The organism is Candidatus Palauibacter sp. (assembly GCF_965222475.1).
Taxonomy (GTDB): Bacteria; Gemmatimonadota; Gemmatimonadetes; order Palauibacterales; family Palauibacteraceae; genus Palauibacter.
The window spans coordinates 492,191-514,842 of the sequence record NZ_CBDCUB010000008.1 but is presented as its reverse complement, the minus strand read 5'-3'; the positions used below and the strand labels follow the sequence as shown (position 1 = coordinate 514,842).

At 70.1% G+C, this 22,652-nt stretch carries 18 protein-coding genes; 10 read left to right on the top strand and 8 right to left on the bottom strand.

Features of this window, described 5'->3' with window-relative positions:
- The first annotated feature begins 7 nt into the window (after window positions 1-7).
- Window positions 8-1,924 (top strand): ABC transporter ATP-binding protein, encoded by a 1,917-nt coding sequence (locus ACOQPP_RS17705; protein ID WP_419167452.1) that lies wholly within the window; start codon window positions 8-10, stop codon window positions 1,922-1,924.
- A complete protein-coding gene (locus ACOQPP_RS17700) occupies window positions 1,921-2,139 on the top strand; it encodes a PLD nuclease N-terminal domain-containing protein (RefSeq protein WP_419167453.1) in 219 nt (72 codons plus the stop codon). The genes ACOQPP_RS17705 and ACOQPP_RS17700 overlap by 4 nt, the downstream gene beginning before the upstream one ends.
- A 29-nt stretch (window positions 2,140-2,168) precedes the next feature.
- On the opposite strand, the gene ACOQPP_RS17695 is transcribed toward ACOQPP_RS17700, so the two are convergent.
- Complete coding sequence (locus tag ACOQPP_RS17695) at window positions 2,169-3,485, bottom strand: 3-deoxy-D-manno-octulosonic acid transferase (protein ID WP_419167454.1); 1,317 nt, start codon at window positions 3,483-3,485, stop codon at window positions 2,169-2,171.
- Between the two features lie 50 nt (window positions 3,486-3,535).
- On the opposite strand from ACOQPP_RS17695, the gene ACOQPP_RS17690 reads away from it, so the two are divergent.
- From ACOQPP_RS17690 to ACOQPP_RS17680, 3 genes are read left to right on the top strand one after another with little or no spacing between them, the layout of a single operon-like run.
- Window positions 3,536-4,648: a DNA adenine methylase gene (locus ACOQPP_RS17690; protein ID WP_419167455.1), complete on the top strand. Its 1,113-nt coding sequence runs from the start codon at window positions 3,536-3,538 to the stop codon at window positions 4,646-4,648.
- On the top strand, window positions 4,645-5,691 hold the full coding sequence (locus tag ACOQPP_RS17685) for an aminopeptidase (protein ID WP_419167456.1): 1,047 nt from the start codon (window positions 4,645-4,647) through the stop codon (window positions 5,689-5,691). Before ACOQPP_RS17690 ends, ACOQPP_RS17685 begins: the two co-directional genes overlap by 4 nt.
- A complete protein-coding gene (locus ACOQPP_RS17680) occupies window positions 5,688-5,975 on the top strand; it encodes a Fe(2+)-trafficking protein (RefSeq protein ID WP_419167457.1) in 288 nt (95 codons plus the stop codon). Before ACOQPP_RS17685 ends, ACOQPP_RS17680 begins: the two co-directional genes overlap by 4 nt.
- Before the next feature lie 30 nt (window positions 5,976-6,005).
- On the opposite strand, the gene leuS is transcribed toward ACOQPP_RS17680, so the two are convergent.
- Both leuS and ACOQPP_RS17670 read right to left on the bottom strand, forming a co-directional pair.
- Complete coding sequence (gene leuS, locus ACOQPP_RS17675; protein ID WP_419167458.1) at window positions 6,006-8,495, bottom strand: leucine--tRNA ligase; 2,490 nt, start codon at window positions 8,493-8,495, stop codon at window positions 6,006-6,008.
- Between the two features lie 153 nt (window positions 8,496-8,648).
- On the bottom strand, window positions 8,649-9,056 hold the full coding sequence (locus ACOQPP_RS17670) for a DoxX family protein (protein ID WP_419167459.1): 408 nt from the start codon (window positions 9,054-9,056) through the stop codon (window positions 8,649-8,651).
- Between the two features lie 143 nt (window positions 9,057-9,199).
- On the opposite strand from ACOQPP_RS17670, the gene ACOQPP_RS17665 reads away from it, so the two are divergent.
- The gene (locus tag ACOQPP_RS17665) at window positions 9,200-9,856 is read left to right on the top strand and encodes a hypothetical protein (protein ID WP_419167460.1); all 657 of its coding nucleotides are present in this window, start codon (window positions 9,200-9,202) and stop codon (window positions 9,854-9,856) included.
- Here the strand turns inward: ACOQPP_RS17665 and ACOQPP_RS17660 are convergent.
- The gene (locus tag ACOQPP_RS17660; RefSeq protein WP_419167461.1) at window positions 9,828-10,124 is read right to left on the bottom strand and encodes a hypothetical protein; all 297 of its coding nucleotides are present in this window, start codon (window positions 10,122-10,124) and stop codon (window positions 9,828-9,830) included. The genes ACOQPP_RS17665 and ACOQPP_RS17660 overlap by 29 nt on opposite strands.
- A gap of 165 nt (window positions 10,125-10,289) precedes the next feature.
- Here ACOQPP_RS17660 and acs point away from each other — a divergent pair, with 165 nt between their 5' ends.
- The 3 genes from acs (at window position 10,290) to ACOQPP_RS17645 (ending at window position 15,023) form a co-directional block, all read left to right on the top strand.
- A complete protein-coding gene (acs, locus tag ACOQPP_RS17655) occupies window positions 10,290-12,275 on the top strand; it encodes an acetate--CoA ligase (RefSeq protein WP_420637108.1) in 1,986 nt (661 codons plus the stop codon).
- A 37-nt stretch (window positions 12,276-12,312) separates the two neighbouring features.
- Complete coding sequence (locus ACOQPP_RS17650; RefSeq protein ID WP_419167463.1) at window positions 12,313-13,548, top strand: MFS transporter; 1,236 nt, start codon at window positions 12,313-12,315, stop codon at window positions 13,546-13,548.
- A gap of 686 nt (window positions 13,549-14,234) precedes the next feature.
- The gene (locus ACOQPP_RS17645; RefSeq protein WP_419167465.1) at window positions 14,235-15,023 is read left to right on the top strand and encodes a 3-keto-disaccharide hydrolase; all 789 of its coding nucleotides are present in this window, start codon (window positions 14,235-14,237) and stop codon (window positions 15,021-15,023) included.
- On the opposite strand, the gene ACOQPP_RS17640 is transcribed toward ACOQPP_RS17645, so the two are convergent.
- Both ACOQPP_RS17640 and proB read right to left on the bottom strand, forming a co-directional pair.
- Window positions 15,018-16,307, bottom strand: coding sequence for a glutamate-5-semialdehyde dehydrogenase (locus ACOQPP_RS17640; RefSeq protein WP_419167466.1), 1,290 nt, complete (start codon window positions 16,305-16,307; stop codon window positions 15,018-15,020). The genes ACOQPP_RS17645 and ACOQPP_RS17640 overlap by 6 nt on opposite strands.
- The gene (proB, locus tag ACOQPP_RS17635; RefSeq protein ID WP_419167467.1) at window positions 16,300-17,484 is read right to left on the bottom strand and encodes a glutamate 5-kinase; all 1,185 of its coding nucleotides are present in this window, start codon (window positions 17,482-17,484) and stop codon (window positions 16,300-16,302) included. The genes ACOQPP_RS17640 and proB overlap by 8 nt, the downstream gene beginning before the upstream one ends.
- A gap of 165 nt (window positions 17,485-17,649) precedes the next feature.
- On the opposite strand from proB, the gene ACOQPP_RS17630 reads away from it, so the two are divergent.
- Window positions 17,650-18,567 carry a 5'-3' exonuclease gene (locus ACOQPP_RS17630; RefSeq protein WP_420637107.1) on the top strand — a complete coding sequence of 306 codons (918 nt, stop codon included), beginning with the start codon at window positions 17,650-17,652 and terminating at the stop codon, window positions 18,565-18,567.
- Here ACOQPP_RS17630 and ACOQPP_RS17625 read toward each other — a convergent pair.
- Both ACOQPP_RS17625 and ACOQPP_RS17620 read right to left on the bottom strand, forming a co-directional pair.
- A complete protein-coding gene (locus ACOQPP_RS17625; RefSeq protein ID WP_419167469.1) occupies window positions 18,564-20,102 on the bottom strand; it encodes a serine hydrolase domain-containing protein in 1,539 nt (512 codons plus the stop codon). The two genes, ACOQPP_RS17630 and ACOQPP_RS17625, sit on opposite strands and share 4 nt — an antisense overlap.
- Before the next feature lie 142 nt (window positions 20,103-20,244).
- On the bottom strand, window positions 20,245-22,596 hold the full coding sequence (locus ACOQPP_RS17620; RefSeq protein WP_419167470.1) for a DPP IV N-terminal domain-containing protein: 2,352 nt from the start codon (window positions 22,594-22,596) through the stop codon (window positions 20,245-20,247).
- Window positions 22,597-22,652: the final 56 nt, after the last annotated feature.

Sequence of the window (22,652 nt, the reverse complement as noted above, 5' to 3'; positions counted from 1 at the left end):
GAAGCGAGTGGACGAGTCGGTACTATGGGGCATGCAGACGCCCGACGGCCCGCTCCAGGAAGAAGAAGCGCTCGGCAAGGCGTACGACGCCCGCCTGATGAGGCGGTTGCTCGCCTACCTCAGGCCCTACCGGCTCAGGGTCGCGATCGCCGTCGTCATGCTCATCGCGGCCTCCGGTCTGGCGCTGGTCGGGCCCTGGCTGACGATGGAGGTCATCGACGGGGCCATCCCGCGCCGTGACTTCGGCGCGCTCCGCAATCTCGCGATCCTCTTCTTCATCTCGCTCCTCCTCTCCGGCGTACTCGAGTACGGGCGCACGATCCTCACCACATGGATCGGCCAGAATGTGATGCTCGATCTCCGGCAGGAGATCTTCCGTCATCTCCAGCGCCTCCGGCTCGCCTACTACGACCGGAACCCGGTCGGACGGCTGATGACCCGGCTCACGAGCGACGTCGAGGTCCTGAACGAGATGTTCACGTCGGGGGTCGTGACGATCTTCGGGGACGTGTTCACCGTCGGCTTCATCATGGTGGCGCTGCTGGTCATGGACTGGCGGCTCGCCCTCGTGACGTTCTCCGTGCTCCCGCTCGTGTTCGTGGCCGCCTGGATCTTCCGCAGGAGGGTCCGCGAGGCCTACCGCGACATCCGGGTCCGGCTCGCGCGCATCAACGCCTATCTGCAGGAGCGCATCACGGGCGTGCGGGTCGTGCAACTCTTCCGGCAGGAGACGATGACCGCGCGGTGGTTCCGCGAGATCAACGACGACCACCTCGAGGCGCACCTCCGGTCCATCACCTACTACGCGCTCTTCTTTCCGGTCATCGAAGTGCTCGCCTCGGTCGCGCTGGCGCTGATCATCTGGTACGGCGGCAACCAGGCCCTGGAGGGAACGCTGACGATCGGGGTCATCGCCGCTTTCCTGCAGTACGCGAGACGGTTCTTCCGCCCCATCCAGGATCTGTCGGAGAAGTACAACATCCTTCAGGGGGCGATGGCGAGTTCGGAGCGGATCTTCCGGCTGCTGGACGAGGCCCCGGGGATCGAGGACCCGCGGCGGCCGGTCGAACTTCCGGCGGCGGTGAGGGGCCGCATCGAGTTCGAGGACGTGTGGTTCCGGTATCTCTCGCCGGAGGAGGACGCGGCGGGCATTACGACGCCCGCGCTGGCGAACGCGGCGGCTTGGGAGGGGGCCGAGGGGCGGCTCGACGAGGACGCGCCCGACGACGGATGGGTGCTGCGCGGGATCAATTTCGTGGCGGAACCGGGCCAGCGGCTGGCGGTGGTCGGCGCCACCGGGGCCGGCAAGACGACGCTGTTCAGCCTCCTCATGCGCTTCTACGAGCCGCAGCGGGGACGCATCACGCTGGATGGCGTGGACATCCGCGACATCCGGCTCGCCGACCTGCGGCACCGGATGGGTCTCGTGCTGCAGGATGTCTATCTGTTCTCGGGAACCGCGGCGGACAACATCGCGCTCGACCGGGAGGGGATCGGCGCTGACGAGATCCGCGAGGCGGCGCGACAGGTGGGCGTCGACCGGCACCTCGCGCGGCTCCCGAAGAAGTACGACGAACCTCTCAGCGAGCGGGGCGGCAACCTCTCGGTCGGCGAGCGGCAACTCGTCTCCTTCGCCCGCGCCCTGGCGGGGGATCCGCCCATCCTGCTGCTCGACGAAGCCACGAGTTCGGTGGACTCGGAGATCGAGGCGGAGATCCAGACGGCGCTCGAGCGCCTCATGCGAGGGCGGACGAGCCTCGTGATCGCGCACCGGTTGTCGACGATCCGGGGGGCCGACCGGATTCTCGTCCTCCATCAGGGGCGGATCACCGAGTCCGGCACGCATGACACGCTGCTCGACCGGGGCGGCCTCTATGCGCAACTGCACCGGCTCCAGTTCCGGAAACCGACGGCGGCCGCATGAACGCGGCCCTCGAGTGGGCTGCCGGGCTGGATCCGCGCTGGCTGCTCGCGGTCCTGCTCGTCGCCCTGAACCTCTGGGCCACGTGGTTGATCGTCCTCTCGGAGGCGCCGGGGCGGGAGAAGGTCCTCTGGGTGACGGTGATCTTCCTGTGCCCGATCGTGGGCCCCGTGCTCTGGTTCGTGTTCGGACCGAAACGCTCGATGCTCGAGAGCTGACCGCCAGGGGCGGGGTCCGGCGCGCGGCGCTAGCCGGGCCAGAGGGAGGAGAGCAGGTCCGCCGTGCGGGTGGCGGCGCCGGCCCCGGCCTCGACGAAGGCGCGGGCGGCCCGGCCCAGGTGCTCGCGGAGCCGCGGGTCGGCCAGCCTGGACAGGGTGTCGGCGAGCGCGCCGGGCGGAGAGCCGTGCCCGCCGCCGGCCGCTTCGAGGGCCAGCGCGTCGGCCCGGTCGTGCCGCGGGCCGAAGAGGACGGGCAGCCCGGCGGCGGCGGGCTCGAGCACGTTGTGGAGCCCCGTGCCCCCGAGGCCGCCGCCGACCCAGGCCGCATCGCCCGCCGCGTACAGTTCCGCCAGCCGCCCGACCTCGTCGAACACGATGACCGAGCCGACCGGCGTCCCGGCGGATTCGCCGAGCCGGCTCCAGCGGACCGCGCGCTGCCCGCGGGCCGCGCACGAGGCGACCAGCTCGTCGATGTGCGCGGCGGTCGGCTCGTGCGGCCCGATCACCAACTGCCAGACCGGCCCCCCCGCGCGCCGCGCGGCCGCGAGGCCGTCGAGCAACGCCCGCTCGTCGGCCGGCCACGTCGAACCGGCGATGAGGCGCAGCGTCCCCTCGCCCGGGTCGCGGAGCGCGGCCCGGAAGGCCGCCTCGGAGCCGTCCGCGCGAGCCCGGTCCGCCCGCTCGAGGGCCAGGTCGAACGCCGCGTCCCCCGTCACTCCCAACCGTTCGGCGCGGACGCCGAGCGCCACGAGCCGCCGGGCGTCCTCCGGGCTCGCGGCGCCCACCGCTGCCAGTCCTGCGTAGGATGGGCGGAACAGGCGCCGCGCCACCGCCCCGGACCGCCGGCTCCGCGGCCGCACCGTGCCGTTGATGAGCGCGGTCGGCACCCCCGCCCGCGCTGCGGCGGCGGCGAGGCCGGGCCACACGTCCAGCTTCGCGAACACGAGCAGCCCGGGCCGCAGCGCGGCCAGCACCGCGTCGCAGTCCCGTCTCCGGTCGAGCGGCGGATACGCGGCGTGGTCCGCGTCCAGCCACGGGAGCGCCCCACGGCCGGACGGCGAGGAATGCGTCGCGAGGAGCTGCGCGCGGCGGCCGGAGCGGTCGGCACCGCGCGCCCGGAGGGTGCGGATGGCCTGCGCAGCGCCGAGCAGCTCGCCGGCCGAGGCGCCGTGGAGCCACACCAGCGGCCCGGGCTCCCTTCGGCGCCCCCACGCGGCCAACTCCGCGGCGGCCCGGCGGCGGCCCGCCAGCGCCCGCCCGATGTCCGGCCGCACCCGCCGGAGCAGCGCCTCCGCCGCCGGCGCCGTCCCCGCCGCCGCTCCCGAGAGCCGGGCTCCCGCGTTCACGCCGCCGTGTCCGAACTTTTCGCCCGCATCAGGGCCTTATATTCTCCCGCGTGCGATATCTCGGGAACAAGACGAAACTCATCCCCTTCCTCATGCAGCATGTGCGCCGCATCCAGCGGGCGCCCGGGGTCGCGTGCGACCCGTTCGCCGGGACCGCCAGCGTCTCGATGGCGCTCAAGGAAGCCGGCTGGGAGGTCCACTCCGGCGACCTGATGGCGGCCTCCTACGCGCTGCAGGTGGCGCGCGTCGAACTCGACCGGGCCCCGCGATTCCCCGCCTCGCTCCTCCCCCCAGCGGCCCGGAACGGGACCGGGGAGGAGCACATCGGCTACGGCACGCTCCTCGCTTGGCTCGCGGAGCGCGACGAGCGGGCGGGATCCGATGGCTGCGGGTTTCTCTCGGAGCACTACACCCTCCAGGGCGCGGCCGGCCGCGCGCACGGCCGCATGTATTTCTCGCGCGAGAACGGCCGGAAGATCGACGGCATCCGGACGACGATCGAGCGCTGGACCCGCGAGTCCCGCCTCGCGCGGGCCGAGGCGCAACTGCTCATCGCGACGCTCATCGAAGCCGCCGACCGCGTCGCCAACACGACCGGCGTGTACGCCTCGTTCGTCAAGACGATGCAGCCCAACGCCCTGCGCCCGCTCGAACTGCGTCCGCTCAAACCGACGCCACGCAAGAACGGAGCCGGAGCGTGCAGCGCGTTCCGGGGCCCCGCCGCCCGACGCCTCGCAACCATCGGTCCCGTCGATCTCGTGTATCTCGACCCTCCGTACAACAGTCGGCAATACCCGGGGTATTATCACATTCCGGAACTCCTCGCGCTCGGCTGGACCCCGCCGCCCGAGATCCGCGGGAAGACGGGTCTCATCCCCGACGAGGAGTCGCGGTCGGACTGGTGCCGGAAGCACCGGGCTCCGGGGGCGCTGCGCGAGGTGCTGGAGGCCGCCGATACACGACACATCCTGTTCAGCTACTACGACGAGGGGCTGCTCGACCGGGCCGGGATCGAGCGCGCGCTGCGCGAACGAGGGCTGCCCGACACGTATCGGTTCTTCCACCGGCCCTACCGCCGCTACCGGAGCGATGCGGACGGTCCGCGCCGGAACTACCGCCGCGACGACGTGAGCGCGCATCTCCACTACGTCCGGTGCGCATGACCACGGGCATCCGCGCGCTCGCGGCGCTCCTCCTGCTCTGCGCGGGCGGCTGCTCGCCGGCCTATGTGCTCCGGGCCGGCTGGGAGGAGGCCCGCATCCTCTCGGCCCGGCGTCCGATCCGGGCCGTGATCCACGACACGACCATGGCCCTGGAGACCCGCGACAAGCTGCGGCTCGTGCTCGACGCGCGGGACTTCGCCGAACGCGACCTCGGCCTGCGCGCGGGCGCGAGTTACGAGTCGTTCACCCAGCTGCACCGGGACACGCTGGTCCTGAACGTGCTCGCCGCGCCCGAATTCGAACTGCGGTGGAAGACGTGGTGGTTCCCGATCGTGGGCCACCTTCCCTACAAGGGCTACTTCGACTTCGACGACGCCCGCGCGGAGGCCGCCGGGCTCGCCGCCGAGGGATACGACGTGTCCGTGCGCGCGGTGTCCGCCTTCTCGACGCTGGGCTGGTTCCCCGACCCCATCATGTCGACCACGCTGCGCCTCGACAGTCTCGGGCTCGTCGAGACGGTGATCCACGAGATCACGCACAGCACCTACTTCCCCACGGGCCAGGCGGACTTCAACGAGAGCTTCGCCAACTTCGTGGGGCACCGCGGCGCGATCGAGTTCTTCTGCGAGGCGGTGCGGGACGGGAGCGCCTGCGAGCGGGCGCGGTTGCGCTGGGACGACACGAGGGTGTTCGGTCACTTCTTCCACTCGATTCTCGAGCCGCTCGAGGAAGTGTACGCCTCCGAACTGCCGGATGACGCGAAGCGGGTCGCCAAACGGGAGGTCTTCGAGGAGGCCGCGCGCCGCTTCGAGACCGAGTACCGGCCACGACTCCGCGCGGGGCAGTACGGTTCGATGGATCCCGCCGGTCTCGACAACGCGTGGATCCTGTCGCGCCTGCTGTACTACACGAGGCTGGACGATTTCGAGCGCGTCTACACGGCCCGCGGCGAACTGGTCCCCTCCGTCGAGACGCTTATGCGGGAGGCGTCGAGCGGCGACCCGTGGGAGGCCCTCACCCGCCTGACGGAAGGTCCGGGATGACGGAGTCATTCGTTTGCACGCGCTGCGACCGCGACGACCAGGGGAGGATCGGCCGCAACCCCTTCCCGGGTGAGCTGGGGACACGGATCGTGGCCGAAATCTGTACGTCCTGCTGGGAGGAGTGGAAGGAGCGGCAGATGCTCCTCATCAACCACTACGGCTTGAAGCTCCACGAAGCGGCGGCACGCGAGTTCCTCTACAGGAACCTGCGGATCTTCCTCTTCGGCGAAGGGGGGACCCCGGCCCGCATCGACACGGACGAGGAGGGTTCCGTCGAGTGGTGACGGCCACCCGCCGTCCCGGCGGTCGCCGAACTACGAGATCACGAGGTTCAGCATGCGGTCCGGGATGTGGATCACTTTGCGGATCTCCGCCCCGTCGAGCCGCCGGATGACGTTCGCCTCGGCCAGCGCCGCCTCGCGCACGACAGCCTCCGGGGCGCCGCGGGCGACGCGGATCGTCGCCCGCAGCTTTCCGTTCACCTGTACCGGAAGTTCCACCTCGTCGACCACGAGCTTGCTCTCGTCCCACGCCGGCCACTCGGCGTGATCGAAGATGCTCGACTCCTCTCCGAGGCGCGCCCATAGCTCCTCGGCCATGTGCGGGGCCACCGGCGCGAGCAAAATGACGAGCGGCCGCACCTCGTCGATCGAGGCGGTGCGCCCTCCGAACCGCAGCGTGTTCAGGTAATCCATCATCGCCGCGATCGCCGTGTTGTAGCTCAGCCCCTCGAGGTCCTCCGAGACCTGCTTCACGGTGGCGTGCAGCGCCCGCTCCACGCCCGGGGCGTCGAACCCCGTCCGCCCCGATTCGACCGCGGCCGTCACGCTGTCCCACGCCTTCTTCAGGAACCGATCCGGACCCGCGAGGCCGCTGTCGCGGAAGTCGCCGCCACGCTGGAAGGGCCCGAGGAACATCAGGTACATGCGGAACGCGTCCGCGCCGAAGCGTTCGATGTATTCGTCGGGCAGGATGACGTTCCCGCGCGACTTCGAGATCTTGGCGCCCTCCCTGATGAGCAGCCCGTGCTTGCGGAAGCGGTCGTAGGGTTCCTCGAACTCGAGGTGCCCGAGGTCGCTCAGCACCATGGTGAGGAAGCGGGAGTAGAGGAGGTGCAGGACGGAGTGCTCCTCGCCCCCGATGTAGCTGTTCACGGGCAGCCACTTCCGCGTGCGCGCCGCGTCGAACGGCCGGTCGTCGAACTCGGTCGAGGGATAGCGCAGGAAGTACCAGCCCGAGTCGAGGAAAGTGTCGGAAACGTCCGTCTCCCGACGCGCATTCGCCCCGCAGGCCGGGCACGTCGTGGTATGGAACGCATCGTCGCGGGCGAGCGGACTCACGCCGGTCGCCGTGGGACGGAAGTCCTCGACGAAGGGGAGGACGACGGGCAGGTCCTCCTCCGGCACCGCCTGCGGACCGCAGGCGTCGCAGTATATGATGGGGATCGGCGGCCCCCAGTAGCGCTGGCGCGAGATGCACCAGTCGTGCAGCCGGTAGTTGACCTCGGGCGCCCCGAGGCCGCGCTCCGCCAGCCGCTCGGTGATCGCGCGCCCTCCCGCGTCCGCCTCCATGCCGCTGAAACGGCCGGAGTTGATGAGGATCTCGTCGGGCGTGTGCTCCAGGAACGCGGACTCCCCGCCGTCTCCCGGAACCTCCCGCGGGTCCGCGCTCTCGGGGAGGGCCGCGCGGGAGCAGACGACCTGGACGATCGAGAGCCCGAACTGCCGCGCGAAGTCGAAGTCGCGCTGGTCGTGTCCGGGCACGGCCATGATCGCGCCGGTCCCGTAGTCCATGAGCACGTAGTCGGCGACCCACACCGGAACGTCCTCGCCGGTGGCCGGGTTCCGCGCGTAGCCGCCGGTGAAGACGCCGGTCTTCTCGCGCTCGTCCGCCTTCTGCCGCTCCACGAGGTCGATGGCCGCAGCGGCGCGCGCATACGCCTCCACCTCGGCGCGCCGCTCGTCCGTCGTCAGACGCTCGACGAGCGGGTGTTCGGGCGCCAGCACCATGAACGTGGCGCCGAAGAGCGTGTCGGGCCGGGTCGTGAACACCTCGATCCGGTCCCCGCTCCCTCCCGCAGCGTCTCCGGCGCCCGCGGCGCCCGAGAGCGGGAAGTGCAGCCGCGCCCCTTCCGAGCGCCCGATCCAGTTGCGCTGCGCCGTCTTCGTCGTCTCGGACCAATCGATCCACTCGAGGTTGTCGAGCAGCCGCTGCGCGTAATCCGTGATCCGGAAGAACCACTGGCTCAGCATGCGCTGCTCGACCGCCGCGTCGCAGCGTTCGCACAGCCCGCCGATCACCTGTTCGTTGGCGAGGACCGTTTGGTCCTTCGGGCACCAGTTGACGGCCGCTTCCTTCTTCTCCGCCAGGCCCGCCTTGAACAGCTGGACGAAGATCCACTGCGTCCACCTGTAGTAGCGGGAATCCGTCGTATCGACGGTGCGCGACCAGTCGGTCATGAGCCCCGCCGCCCGCAGCATCCGCTCGAAGTTGCGGATGTTCGAGGGGATGAGTTCCATCGGGTGCGCATCCACCTTGAGCGCGTGGTTCTCGGAGTGGATCCCGAACGCGTCGTACCCGATGGGTTCGAACACGTCGTCGCCCCGCAGCCGGCGGAAGCGTCCGTAGATGTCCGCGCCGGTGAAGGCGTAGAGGTTGCCGACGTGAAGCCCCTCCGCCGACGGGTAGGGGTACATCATGAGGTTGAAGAACGGGCGCTCGGCGGCATCGAGGTCGGGCTCGTTCGTCCCGTTCTCCTCCCACCACGCCTGCCACCGTGCTTCGACGGCTCCGGGGTCGTACATGGCTCGCGGGTCCGCTCCGTCCGTTAGCGGTCCCCGGCGAGACGGAGGGTCACGCCGGGGGGATGCACGAGACGGCGGCACCCTGCGGAAGCCGCCGTCCGGCCGCACAATGTGGGGCCGAAGCGACGGCCGAACAACGTACGCCTGCCGGTGCTAGTCTTCCCTGCCGGGTCCCGGGATCATGTGGTCGAGGTTCCACTTCCCGCCGCCGGTCGTCCACAGGAAGAGGAAGATGGCGCAGTAGAGGATGGCCAGTTCCCCGCCGTTTACGATCGGCACGAACTCCACACCGCCAGCGAAGAAGTGGCGCCACCAGTAGACCACGGCGAAGTGTCCCGTGAGGATGAAGGCGACCCAACGCGTCCGGATCCCGAGGATGATGAGGATCGGCAGGAAGAACTCGATGATGCCGGCGACGCCGCGCGGCCACGCGAACCAGGATTCGACCGCGGTACTTCCGAACATGCCGAAGAGCTTTTGGGCACCGTGCTGCCATAGCATGAGACCGGCGACGATTCGGAGCAGGGCGTGCGTCGTTTCCTGCGTAACTGGTGCTCTCATGGTGCCTCCCGGGGCTGTCCTGCGGTCGGTGGCGGCAGTCCGGGACGCAGCTTGCTCGCCCGAATACCCTGCCGTAGCCTCCCTCCTATATGCCTCCCGACTTCGGTTCCCCACAAGACACCCGGTTCACGGGCGGCGTCCCCGTGCAGATTCCTCTCGCCATGCTCGTCGCCCTGCATGAGCTGGACATGCCCGACGACCCCGAGGATCTGGCCGTCTCGCATCTGTCCCTCAATCTCCGCCAGAGGCTGGGGCTGTCGAGCGTCGTCCTGAACCAGATCCGCCGCTACGAAGCCAACCGTGGCGACGTGAGCGCAGACGAGGTTGCGAGCATCTTCACGCTGCTCGCGCGCCGCCCCGATGCGGCGGTGATCTTCGACGCCGCAGGGCATCGGATCGGGCGCGACAGCCTGGACGATCGGGGGCTCGGTCGCCAGATCGCCACTCGGCTCCTGCCCCTCGGGCTCCGACGCCGGCAAGCGTGGGGGCTGGCGGGGAAGATCGCGCGCCGCCTGTGCCCGGACTCTCCGGTTCGAGTCGAGCACGGGAACGCCGCGCTCGTGATCGAGGGGGGGCTCCCGGCGCACACCACGCCGGGCGGCAGCGGCTGCGCGCTCCTGGCGGGCCTGATTCACGAGATTCTCGACGAATACCGCGCGGCGGGAAACGATATCATCCACTTCCGCTGCGAGGCCCGGGGCGATGACGACTGCACGTGGGAGTTCGCGGACGCCGGAGATGAGGCGCCCCCGACGACGAGACCGGCGGGAACTAGCGGCGGAAGCGTCGTCCGCGGCTGAAGTCCGGTTTCGACCGATCCGAGGCGACGTCCGGCCCCCCGTCCTCTTCCTCATCCCGCAGCACGGCGTCGAACCGACTCGAGCGGGCCCGTCGACGACCGGCCAGCAACCACCGCCAGGGGGATTCGCGCGGGGCGCTGCCGGTCTGCTCGTACCTGCCGTACAGCCCCGGAGACCCGAGCCCGATCCAGATTCCGAACGCGAGCGCGAGCAGGGCCACGAGCCCTCCCACGATGATCAGAATCAGTTGCAGGGTGCCGTCGGTCATGGGAATCCGTCTTCTGTCGTGCGGGGGCGCGGCGTTTCTTGCGTGCCTCGCCGCAGGTCGTCTAATGTCACGCCGGCAGGCTCCGGACCGGGTCGCCAAATGGCGGCTCGAGCGGCGCCGTGACAAGCGCGCCCCGTAACCCCTCCCGCCGACCCGAGCGTTTCCATGACAGAACAGCACCGGGAAATCGACGTCCTGCTGGACGAGAAGCGAACCTTCGAACCCCCGGCCGGCTTCGTCGAGTCCGCGCATGTGGCAGATCGCGGTCCCTACGATGACGCCGCGCGCGACCGTGAGGCGTACTGGGAGGCGTGGGCGCGGGAACTCGACTGGTTCGCCCCGTGGGCCAGGGTGCTGGAGTGGGATCCGCCGTTCTCGAAGTGGTTCGTGGGCGGCGCCCTCAACGCCGCGCACAACTGCCTCGACCGCCACCTCGAGACGCGGGGCTCCGCGCACGCCCTGATCTGGGAGGGCGAGCCCGGGGATGTGCGGCGCTACACCTACCGTGAACTCCACGAGGAAGTGTGCTGCTTCGCCAACGCCCTGAAGGGGCTCGGCGTCGAGAAGGGCGACCGCGTCGCGATCTACCTGCCCATGATCCCCGAAGCCGCGATCGCGATGCTCGCCTGCGCGCGGATCGGCGCGCCGCACTCGGTCGTGTTCGGCGGCTTTTCTCCGCAGTCGCTTCGGGACCGGATCGAGGATGCCGGGGCCCGCTGCGTGATCACGGCGGATGGGGGATATCGCCGCGGCGGCATCATCCCGCTCAAGGCGAGCACCGATCAGGCAATCGAGGGTCTCGACTACGTCACGGGCGTGGTCGTTGTCGAGCGCTCGGCCGTGACCGACCCGAAGGAGGCGCCGCACGGGGATCAGGTGGAAACACCGTCCTGTGAGATGACCTCGGGGCGCGACCACTGGTATCACGACCTGATCTCGCGCGCGTCGTCCGAGTGCCCGCCCGAGCGCATGGATTCGGAGGACCTCCTCTACATCCTCTACACCTCGGGGACGACGGGGAAACCGAAGGGGGTCATGCACACGACGGGCGGATACATGACGCAGGTGACCGCGACCGCGAAGTGGGTGTTCGACCTCAAGGAGGAGGACATCTACTGGTGTACCGCCGACGTGGGGTGGGTGACGGGCCACTCCTACATCGTCTACGGACCCCTCTCCAACGGGGCCACCGTGCTCATGTACGAGGGTTCGCCGGACTGGCCGGACCGAGGCCGCTTCTGGGCGCTGTGCGAGAACTACGGGGTGACTGTGTTCTACACGGCGCCCACGGCCATCCGCGCCTTCATGCGCTGGGGCGACCACTGGCCGGCGGGCTACGACCTCTCGAAGCTGCGCCTGCTGGGGACGGTGGGCGAACCGATCAACCCGGAGGCATGGATCTGGTACGACCGCCACATCGGCGGCGGGCGGTGCCCGATCGTGGATACCTGGTGGCAGACGGAGACGGGCGGGATCATGATCACGCCGCTGCCCGGGGCGATCACCACGAAACCGGGCACGGCGACGGTCCCCTTCCCCGGCATCGAGGCGGCGATCCTCGATGAGGCGGGGAACCCGGCGGAGAGCGGCTATCTCGCGATCACCTCGCCGTGGCCAGGGATGCTTCGGGGGATCTGGGGCGACGAGGCGCGCTACCGCGAGACCTACTGGTCGAAGTGGCCCGACATCTACTTCCCGGGCGACGGAGCGCGCGTCGACGAGGACGGCTACTACTGGATCATGGGGCGGGTCGACGACGTGCTGAACGTGGCGGGGCACCGGATCGGCACCATGGAGGTGGAGTCGGCGCTCGTGGACCACGGCGCCGTGGCGGAGGCCGCCGTCGTGGGGCGTTCGGACGAGATCAAGGGGCAGGCGGTGGCGGCGTTCGTGAGCGTGGTCGAGGGCGTACAGACGTCCGAGGAATTACGGCAGGAGTTGCGGGCGCACGTGGCGACGCAGATCGGCGCCATCGCGCGGCCGGCGGACCTCATCTTCGCGGCCGAACTGCCCAAGACGCGGAGCGGGAAGATCATGCGCCGCCTCCTGCGCGACGTGGCCGAGGGACGGGCGCTGGGCGACACGACGACGCTCGCCGATCCCGCCGTCGTCCAGAGTCTGCAGCGACAGTTCGCGGACAGCGAGGGCTAAGGCGAGGCCTAGCGGCGACGTCACCCGCCGACGCCCCGTGACCCCGCGCTCCCGGGACACCGGCTCGCAGCGATACCGGCAGCTCGCCCTCCTCGGGCTGGTCGAACTGCTCGCGATGGGGCTCTGGTTCTCGGCCAGCGCGGTCGTTTCGGAGTTGCGCGACGCGTGGGGGCTCGGCGACTCGGGGGCGGCCTGGCTCACCACATCGGTGCAGCTCGGGTTCGCCACGGGAGCGGTCCTCTCGGCGCTGCTCACGCTCTCGGACATATGGGACCCGCGCCGGCTGATGGCGGGATCGGCGCTCCTCGGGGCCGCCGCCACGACCGCGATCGCCCTCTTCGCCGAGAGCCTCGCCCCCGCACTCGTCCTGCGTTTCGTGACCGGGGTCGCGCTGGCGGGCGTCTACCCGCCGGGGATGAAGATCGTCGCCGGCTGGTTTCGGGCCGGGCGCGGGATGGCGATCGGGGTCCTCATCGGCGCGCTTTCGGTGGGGAGCGCGATGCCCCACCTGCTGCGCCCGCTCGGAGGGATCGGCGCGTGGCAGCCCGTCCTCCTGCTGGCCTCGGCCCTCGCCGTGGTGGCCGCGGTTCTCGCCGCGACGAGCCTCCGCACCGGTCCCCACCAGGCGCCGGCCGCGCCCTTCGATCCCCGCGCGGTGCGGCGGATCTTCGCCGACCGGGCGACGATGCTCGCCAATGGCGGCTATTTCGGGCACATGTGGGAACTCTACGCCATGTGGACCTGGATTCCCGCCTTCCTCGCGGCGAGCTTCGCCGCGGACGCGAGCCTGCGCACGACGCCTTCCCTCGCCTCGTTCCTGGCCTTCGCGACGATCGCCGCGGGGGGGCTCGGCGCCGCCGCGGCGGGCGTGCTCGCGGACCGCCTGGGGCGGACGGTCGTGACGAGCTGGAGCATGGTGATCAGCGGCGCCTGCTGTCTGGCCATCGGGCCCCTCTTCGGCGGCCCCGCCTGGGCCATCGCGGCGGTCTGTCTCGTGTGGGGGTTCGCGATCGTCGCCGACTCCGCGCAGTTCTCCGCCTGCGTCAGCGAACTCGCCGAACCCGAGTACATCGGCACGGCGCTCACGCTGCAGACCGCGGTCGGCTTCCTGCTCACGGTCGCCACGATCCGCCTCATCCCGGTGTGGGAATCGGCCCTCGGCTGGGGGTGGGCGTTCGCCCCGCTCGTGATCGGCCCCGCCCTCGGCACCTGGAGCATGCTGGCGCTGCGGCGACGCCCCGAAGCCGCCCGCATTGCCGGCGGCCGCCGCTAGTGAAGGGAGTACGGCGTCCAATGCCCGTGTGCCGCGCCCGTGTGCCGCCGGATGAGGTTGTAGCAGTCCAGCCGGGCGCGGAGGGCAGCACCTCCCCTCAGGGGAGCTTCGACGCGTCGTCGACCGCCGCGTGGTCGAAGCCGGATCGCCGCTCCACCCGACAACCCGGGGGACCACGAGGGAGCGCGACGCGAGGTTGCCTGGGGGTTGTTGCTGGAAGTCCCTGTGAAAGCTTATGCCAATTGAAAATCACACTTTCAATTGGCATAGGCCGACACAGGGGCACCGACACTCCCATGATCGTTCGAGATCTCGCGCCGTTGCGCAGGCGGGCCGCGGCGACCATGCCCGTTGTGACGCTCAAGGGGCCGAGGCAAAGCCGTGCACTCGATCCGACCGCTCGGCTCCGCGCGTACACCGGCAGGTACCTGGCTGGAACGTGACCGAGACGGCAGGCGTGTCGGCGAACATGGCGCTTGCGCTGGAAGCCCTCGGCTGGGGCACGGCGGATCACTGGATGCGAATGCAGGCGAGCTATGAGCTTGCACAGGCACGAAGGGCACTTGGATCGCGGGAGGGCATGAGCGCACGCGAAGCCGTCCCGCAGTAGCGGCGTTGTGGGCGTTGCGCGCGCGGTCTACCGTGAGGATGGCGACTCGATCTCGTTCGGAACCCGGAGGTCAGACTTGAGACGACTCAGCGATTCCCGCGGATCCCGCTCCCTCTACGCGGGGGCGATGCTGGCCATCGCCGCTTGCGCGATCTCGGCGTGCGCGCAGGCGGAGGCCGGGTCGCAGGCGGAGGGAGAGCCCGCAGTTGAGCCGGCCGCGGAGACGCAGGCGGCCTCGAACCAGCTGACGGCCGAGGAGGCCGCGGAGGGTTTCGAACTCCTCTTCGACGGCGAATCGCTCGACGCGTGGCGCGGGTTCCAGATGGAGGATGTCCCGGGGGGTTGGACCGCAATCGACGGCACGCTCGCCTTCACGCCCGGCGTCGGAGGCGGGACGCTCATCACGCGCGACACCTACACGGACTTCGACCTCCGCCTCGAGTGGAAGGTCGAAGAAGGCGGCAACAGCGGAATCTTCTTCGGCATCTCGGAGAGCACGGAGAGCGCGTTCCAATCGGGTCCGGAGTTGCAGGTGCTCGACAACGCGGGGCACTACGACGGCGGCAATCCTCTGACTTCGGCGGGGTCGAACTATGGTCTGCATGCCCCGCCGGAGGACGTCACACGTCCAGTCGGCGACTGGAACGAGGTGCGGATCGTCCGCCACGGCAACCAGGTCGTCCACTGGCTCAACGGCGTCCAGGTCGTCGAGTACGAGATTGGTTCAGACGAATGGGAGGCGCTGGTGGCCGGCAGCAAGTTCGTCCAGTGGCCCGACTACGGCAGGCACCACGAGGGTCACCTCGGTCTCCAGGACCACGGCGACCCGGTCTGGTACCGCAACCTGCGAATCCGGCGGCTATAGCTCCAGAGAACGGTGCGTGAAGGCGCGCTTGCCCGGACCGTAGTCCGCGGCACCCTGGCCTTCCCCGCGTAGCAGCCAGCGGGTCGTCAGGAGACCTTCAACGCCCACCGGGCCGCGCGCGTGGATGCGCGCGGTGCTGATCCCCACCTCGGCTCCGAGCCCGTAGCGGAAGCCATCCGCGAAACGCGTGCTCGCGTTGTGGAACACGCTCGCCGCGTCCACCGCCTTCAGGAACCGTTCCCCGACCCCCCGGTCCTCGGCCACGACCGCGTCGGTATGGCTGCTTCCATGGGTGTGGATATGGTCTATGGCCTCCTCCAGGCTACTCACGGTCCGCACCGCCAGCGTGAGGTCGCCGAACTCACGCCCCCAGTCCTCCTCGGAGGCGGCTTCCGCCCACGGCAGGAGCCGGCGGGACGGTTCGTCACAACGGAGTTCGACGCCGCGCTCCCGCAGCGCCTCCCCGATCGCGCCCAGCTTCGGGAGGAAGGCCTCGTGCACGAGCAGCGTCTCGGTCGCGTTGCAGGCCGCCGGGTAGTCGCACTTCCCGTCCACCGAGAGCCTGACCGCCATGGCCGGGTCGGCCGACGCGTCCACATAGAGGTGGCAGACTCCCTCCGCGTGCCCAAGCACCGGGATCCGGCTCCGTTCCTGGATCGATCGAACGAGCGCCCCCGAACCGCGCGGGATGACGAGGTCGATCATGTCGTCGAGGGCCAGCAGTTCGTCAACGTCCCGCCGGTCCGGGACGCCCAGGACGGCCTTGGGATCCAGACCCGCCTCGTCCAGCGCCCGCCGCAGGCAGTCCACGAGGACGACGTTCGAGCGCGCGGCCTCCCGCCCGCCCTTCATGATGACCCCGTTGCCCGAGCGGATGGCGAGCGACCCGATCTGGATCACCGCGTCGGGACGACTCTCGAAGATGATGAGAAGCACCCCGAGCGGACTCCGCACGGACTCGAGGACCAGACCCTCGTCCAGTTCCGTGCGCGTCAGGACCCTGTCGATCGGATCCTCGCCCTCGGCCAGCGCGTCGACGCCCTCGAGCAGGCTCTCGAACTTGGCGTCGGACAGCCCCAGGCGGTGGAGGAGGGGCCCGGAAAGCCCTTCCTCCGCGGCGCGCGCGAGGTCTTCCTCGTTTGCCCGCGAGATCTCGCCCCGGGAGCGGAGGAGGACGTCTCTCAGCGCACGCAGGGCGGCGGTGCGCTGTTCGGCGGAAGCGCTCCCGATGACGCGCTGCGCACCGCGCACCGCGGCCGCCCGCGCGCGCAGACTCTCAGCCATCGGAACGATCCTTGAGGATGATGTGCTCCCCGTGCACGAGTTCCAGCCCCCCGAACGGCGCGCTCCGGCGCGCGATGGACTCCCGCGCCATCGCCGCGTCCACCGCCACGACGCCCCGGCCGACCAGGGATCCGTCCGGGGCCTGTATTTCGACCACGTCGCCGCGGCGGAAGAGTCCCTCCGCCTTCGCCGCGCCCCCCGCACGAAGCGTCGCACCGTCGCGGAGACGGTCGGCGGCCTCCGGCCTCAGAACGAGCGTCCCGCGCGGATGCGAGCAGTACGCGATCCAGCGGCTTCGGGACGAGAGCGCCGCGCGCGGCGGGATCCAGGTCCCCTCCTCCTCGCCCGCCAGCACCCGGTCCAGCGCACCGGGCGCCAGCCCGGACGCGATGACGGTGTGGCACCCGCCGCGCGACGCCACCGATGCCGCCTCCAGCTTGCTCGCCATCCCGCCCCGCCCGGCCTCCGACCGTCCGTCCACGGTGATCGCGTGATCCTCGGGCCGGTCGATGCGGGGGATCAGTCTCGCGGCCGCGTCACGCCTCGGGTCGGCGGTCATGACCCCCGGCACGTCGGTCAGGAGTACGATGAGGTCGGCGGCCAGTTCGCTCGCGACGAGCGCCCCCAGCCGGTCGTTGTCGTCGAAGATCGGGCGCTTGCCCGTCCCCCGGTACACGCGGTCGTTCAGCGAGATCGCGTCGTTCTCGTTCACGACCGGGACCACACCCAGTCGGAACAGGCTCTGCAGCGTCTCGTACAGGTTCAGGTAGCGGACCCGGTCGTCGAAGTCCGTCCAGGTGATGAGGATCTGCGCGCAGGTGATGCCGAGCCGGGCGAACCCCTGCTGGTAGAGTTCCATGAGGCGGCTCTGCCCCACCGCCGCGCACGTCTGCTTCAGTTCGGCGGTCTCGGGAGGTTCGGGGAGCTGCAGGGCAACGCGCCCCAGCCCCACGGCGCCGGAGGTCACGATGAGCACTTCCCGCCCTTCGCGGCGCAGGCGGCTGGCCGCCTCGACGACGCCGAAGAGCCGGGCGAGCGCGATGCTGCCGTCGGGATGGGTGAGGACGCCGGTCCCCACCTTGAGCACGATCCGCCCCGCGCGCGCGATCGCCTCGCGCGTCATTTCCGGCACGACGGTCTCGCGCCGGGAGTCCGGGAGATGCTGCGCCTGGGTCACGTCAGAGGCCTCGAAGCTTGAACAGAGGGTCCACCAGGATCCGCGATCCGACCGTCGGACCGCACGGAAGGCCGATGAAACTACCCACGGAGCGGAACCGTTGCACACCGACACCCGATCCCCGACGCTACCGGGAACGGATGACGCTCACCCTCCGCGGATCGCGTGCGCGTGCATGTCCACCTGATCGACGGCACCTACGAATTGTTCCGGCACTTCTTCGGCGTGCCCTCGGCGAAGAACGCCGGCGGCCACGAGGTCGGGGCGGCGCGGGGCGTCGTGAGTTCGATGCTCGGGCTCCTGGAGGGCGGCGCCACGCACGTCGCGATCGCCACGGACCGCGTGATCGAGTCCTTCCGCAACGAACTGTGGCCGGGTTACAAGGACGGCTCCGGGATCGATCCGGCGCTCTTCGCGCAGTTCCCCCTCGTCGAGGAGGCGCTCGTCTCGGCGGGCTTCGTCGTGTGGCCCATGATGGAGCACGAAGCCGACGACGCCCTGGCCTCCGGCGCCGCGATGGCCGCCGCGGACCCCCGCGTCGAGCGAGTGTTCATCTGCACGCCCGACAAGGACCTGTCGCAGTGCGTGGAGGGAGAGCGCGTCGTGCAGTTCGACCGCCGGCAGCGCCTGCTGCGCGACGAAGCCGGCGTGGTCGAGAAGTTCGGCGTGGGCCCGGCCGCGATCCCCGACTGGCTGGCCCTCGTCGGGGACTCGGCCGATGGCTTCCCGGGCATCCGGGGCTTCGGCGCGAAGACGGCCGCCGCGGTGCTCGCCCGCTACGGCCGCATCGAGGACATCCCACCGGATGGAAGAGATTGGGATGTCCCTGTCCGTGGTGCCGAGAGGCTGGCGGCCACCCTGCGCAAGGGGCTCGACGACGCGCTCCTCTTCCGCCGCCTCGCCACCCTCGTCCGCGAAGCCCCGGTGTCAGCGAGCGTGGATGAACTCGCCTGGAGGGGGCCGCGCGATGACTTCAACCTCGTCGCCACAGTACTCGACGCACCTGACCTATCCCCCCGCGCCCGCCGGCTCGCCAAGGGCCGGCCGTCCGCCCGGCCAAGCCCGGCGGGCGATCCGGGCTAGTCGCCGATGCGGGGTACGGCCTCCATCAGGAGGGCGATCGCGGCCCTCAAGTTCTCGCCGCCGGGCCCTGCGCCCGTGTACTTGCCGAGGCGCGTGATGACGAGCCCCCGCGCCGGGATGAAGACCGTGTACTGGCCGCCGGCCCCCCCGAAGGCGCCGTAGTCGTCCTCGATCGGGAACCCGAGATCCCTCCACACGAAGCCGCCGCCGTAGACCGGCCGCCCGTCGGTGATCCAGGCGGGGGCGACTTCCATCGCGTAGTCCACGTACCCCTCGGGTAGGATGCGCTCGCCCTCCCACACGCCGTCCTGCAGGTAGAGGTTGCCGAGTCGCGCCCAGTCGCGGGCCGAGCCGAACTCGTAGCCCTGCGTGAGGAAATTCCCGTTCGGGTCCGTCTCCATGACGAAGTTCCGGATCCCGAGCTTGTCGAACAGGTTCCGCTGCGGGAAGGCGTGATAGTCGTCGCCACGCCCCTCCACGCCGAGGCGCGTCAGGTAGTTGGTGAGCGCCGGGTCCGTGTTCCGGTACCGCCCCACGGTGTTCGGCTCCCACTGCTGCGGGCGGGTGGCCGCCCACTCGAAGGCGTTCTCGCCGGTGTAGAGATAGAGGTGGTCCGGATAGCCCATCTCTTCCGTGTATCCGGGGTCCTGGGGCGCGACGATCCGGATTCCGCTCGACATCCGCATGATGTCGCCGATGCGGATGTTCTTTCGGTCGTCGTCCTGCCATTCCGGGATGGGAGCGGGCTGCCACAGTTCATAGACGCCCTGCTGGATGAGGACGGCCATGAGCGTGCCGGTGAGCGACTTCCCCTTCGACCAACTCTCGAACGGGGTGTGCATGTCGACGCCGGGGCCGTAGTCCTCGCCGATGATCCGCCCCTTGTAGGTGACGACGAAGCCGAGCGTCTTCCCCTCCTGGTCCATCGCGACCTCGACCGCCTGCCGCACCTTGTCCATGTCGATCTCGGGCGGATACGGCTCGTCCGGGAGCACGTCGCCCATGGGCCACGGCGTGGTGGCGGGATCCGGGGTCATCGGCTCGACGACGGAGGGCGTGAAGTAGATCGAGTCCTCGCCCAGCGGGTGCGTGATGCAGCCCTGGCTGCCGTACAGCTTGGCGGTGCGCGTGATCCCCGAACCGAGCGTGAGGCTCACCGTCTTCGCCTCCATGTCGACCACCGTGTCCACGACGGCGCCCCGATGCTGGAACGGCGCCGTGAATCCGCCCACGTTGGCGGCCGCGTCCCGCCAGTCGAGTCCGGTGATGAACATCCCGGAGCAGAGCGTCTTCGCGAACCCCGCCGTGTGATGCACGATCGGTTCGCCCGGGGGAGGGTCCCACTCCGTCGGAAGCTCGAGCGATTCTCCGCGCGCGATCAGGCGCTCGGTCAGCGACGGGCCCTCGTCGTCGGCGTCCGCCGCAGCTTCCCCGGCTCCGTCGTCGCCGGAGGCGCACCCCGCGAGGCCGAGCAGTGAAACCGCGAACACGCAGAAGAAGCAGGACAGGAGCGATGGATGGGCGGCGCGGCGCATGGGGAGTCCTCCGGATCGGGGAGAGCTTCGTATCGAGTGGAAACGTGCGCCTGCCGATGAGGCCTGACAAGCGGCTCCGCGCCCGCGGGAGGCCGGGAAGGCGTTCCCGCGGGAACGTGAGCCGGGCACCGTCCGGGGGGCGCTAGGGCTGGACGATGTGGTAGTCGACCGGCGGCTCGGCGCCCATGAGGTGCTGGACGAAGTAGTCCCAGGTGCGCCGGATCAGGTACGGTTCGCGCGCGTAGCCGTGGTTCCGGTTGGGGAACACGAGCATGTCGAACGTCTTGTTCGCCTCGATGAGCGCGTCGGCCACGAGCAGCGTCATGTTCGGGTGCACGTTGTCATCGAGCGACCCGTAGTGGAGCAGGAGCTTCCCCTTCAGATTCGCGGCGATGTTCTGGTTCGCCTGCGAATCGAAGCTGTCCGTCCCGTCCGGGTTCCGCTCGAGCAGCCCGTGATATTTCTCCCCCCACGGGAAGTGGTAGCCCCGCTGGTCGTGGTTCCCCGCGCCGGACACCGCGACCTTGAAGAAATCCGGATAGCTGAGGATCGCGTCCGTCGAGGAGAAGCCGCCTCCGGAGTGGCCGAAGATCCCCACCCGGTCGATGTCGATGGGATAGCGGAGGGCGAGCGCCTTGAGCGCCGACACGTGATCGGGGATCCCGTTGTCCCGCATGTTCCGGTAGTAGCTCTCGTGGAACGCCTTCGAGCGGTAGGGGGTGCCCATGGCGTCCACCGCGAAGGTGATGAACCCGAGTTGCGCGAACGCGTGGCCCTGTCCGCGCGGCCCCGTGGTGAAGCCCGGCGTCCGGATGGGCCCGATCTGCGGCCCCGGGTAGATGTAGTCGATGACGGGATAGACCGTCCCCTCCTCCATCTCCCGCGGCAGCCACAGGAAGCCGTACACGTCCGTCACCCCGTCGCGCGCCTTGGCGGAGAAGCGCACGGGGGGCTCCCACCCGGCCTCGAGGAGCGGGGCGATGTCGGCCTCCTCGACCGTCATCACGGCGCGTCCCGTCCGGTCCCGGAGGACGGTGACGGGGGCCGAGGCGCGGGTGGAGTAGGTGTCCACGAAGTGGCGGCCGTCCGGTGACACGGAGACGTCGTGGTGCATGTCCTCGGGCGAGAGCAGGGTCACGCCCCCACCGTCCAGCGAGGCCCGGTAGAGGTGATGTTGGTAGGGGTCGCGTCCGGGTTCGCGGCCCACGCCGGCGAAGTAGACCTGCCGCGCGTCCTCGTCGACCGAGAGGAGCTGGGCCACGAGCCAGGAGCCCTGGGTGATCCGGTTCTTCATTTCGCCAGTGGCGAGGTCGTGCAGATAGAGGTGGCCCCAGCCCTCGCGCTCGGAGAACCAGATGAACTCGCTCCCGTTGTCGAGCACGCGCCAGTTGTAGGGGGTGCGGAGCTGGTTCAGCTCCACCCAGGTGTCGCCGCTCTCGACGATCACCTTTCGCGAGTCGCCCGTCCTGGCGTCGACCTCGACGAGCGTCTGGTTCCCGAAGTCACGGGAGTGGTGCGAGAAGTAGACGCGGTCGCCCTCCGGCGTCCACTGCGCCGCGTGCCAGGTCGTGTCCGCGCCGCCGAAGTAGCCGACCACCGGCTCGTAGTCGGCCCTCACCGAAGCGCCGGTCTCGGCGTCGAACATGTACAGTTCCCACGTGGGGACGATGGAGTCGCCGGGGAGCGCGTAGCGGTAGCTGTGGAGGATCGGGCGCCCGGTGGCCGCCTCGAGCAGATGCAGCGACTCGACGTCCTGCTCGTTGTAGCGGTGGGTCGCGATGCGGCGGCCGTCGGGGGACCACTCCGCCACGGGCGGCGGTTTGACACCGCTGCGGCGGTTCGTGATCTCCTGGCAGCAGCCCTCCGGCGCGACGCCGTACCCCCAGTGCGCTTCGCCATCCGTCGAGAGTTGGCGCTCCTCGTCGGAGTCCGTGTCGCGGACCCACAGGTTCTCGTCGCGGGAGAAGACGGCGAGCCCGCCGCCGGGGGCCTCGATCTCGTGCGTCGCTTCCGCGATCGAATCGGGGCCGGTGCAGCGGTAGGCGCCGAGGTCGCAGTCCCAGCGCTCGTAGGTGTCGGTCCAGAAGCGGATCCCGCCGGAGCCGTTGAAATCGAACTCGTCGAAGGGGAGGTCCGTCGCCTCGTGGTTCTCGTCGGAGGCCTCGGAGAGCGCGGCGGCGAGGCGGTCGTGGTCGAAGGCGGGCGCGCGGGTGCGGGCCGCGGCGTCGATCATGATGAACTCGTGGCCGCCGAACACCTGGTTCCGGTACCAGAAGCGGTTCACGTCGACCCAGCGCGGGGCGACGGTCGCGCCGGAGGTGAGCTTCTCGGCGTTCCAGAAGACGAACTGCTCCGCGCGCGCGTATTCGCTCGCGGTGACGGATTCGGGCGCGTAGGGCCGCGACTGCGCGACGGCGTCGGGGGCCGCGGCGGCGAGGGCGAGCGCGGCGACGAGGGCGGCGGTGGGCGGGCCGAAACTGGAAAGGCGTCTCACGGGATCCTCCTGGGTGTGGTGCGGCGGCGATATCGCCTGAACATAGAGCGCGCCGT

Bases quoted from the DNA above. Each gene is read 5' to 3' on its own strand.
- ACOQPP_RS17700 (WP_419167453.1), top strand. From the start codon at position 1,921: ATGAACGCGGCCCTCGAGTGGGCTGCCGGGCTGGATCCGCGCTGGCTG.
- ACOQPP_RS17685 (WP_419167456.1), top strand. From the start codon at position 4,645: ATGACCACGGGCATCCGCGCGCTCGCGGCGCTCCTCCTGCTCTGCGCG.
- ACOQPP_RS17680 (WP_419167457.1), top strand. From the start codon at position 5,688: ATGACGGAGTCATTCGTTTGCACGCGCTGCGACCGCGACGACCAGGGG.
- leuS (WP_419167458.1), bottom strand. From the start codon at position 8,495: ATGTACGACCCCGGAGCCGTCGAAGCACGGTGGCAGGCGTGGTGGGAG.
- ACOQPP_RS17670 (WP_419167459.1), bottom strand. From the start codon at position 9,056: ATGAGAGCACCAGTTACGCAGGAAACGACGCACGCCCTGCTCCGAATC.
- ACOQPP_RS17660 (WP_419167461.1), bottom strand. From the start codon at position 10,124: ATGACCGACGGCACCCTGCAACTGATTCTGATCATCGTGGGAGGGCTC.
- acs (WP_420637108.1), top strand. From the start codon at position 10,290: ATGACAGAACAGCACCGGGAAATCGACGTCCTGCTGGACGAGAAGCGA.
- ACOQPP_RS17640 (WP_419167466.1), bottom strand. From the start codon at position 16,307: ATGGCTGAGAGTCTGCGCGCGCGGGCGGCCGCGGTGCGCGGTGCGCAG.
- ACOQPP_RS17625 (WP_419167469.1), bottom strand. From the start codon at position 20,102: ATGCGCCGCGCCGCCCATCCATCGCTCCTGTCCTGCTTCTTCTGCGTG.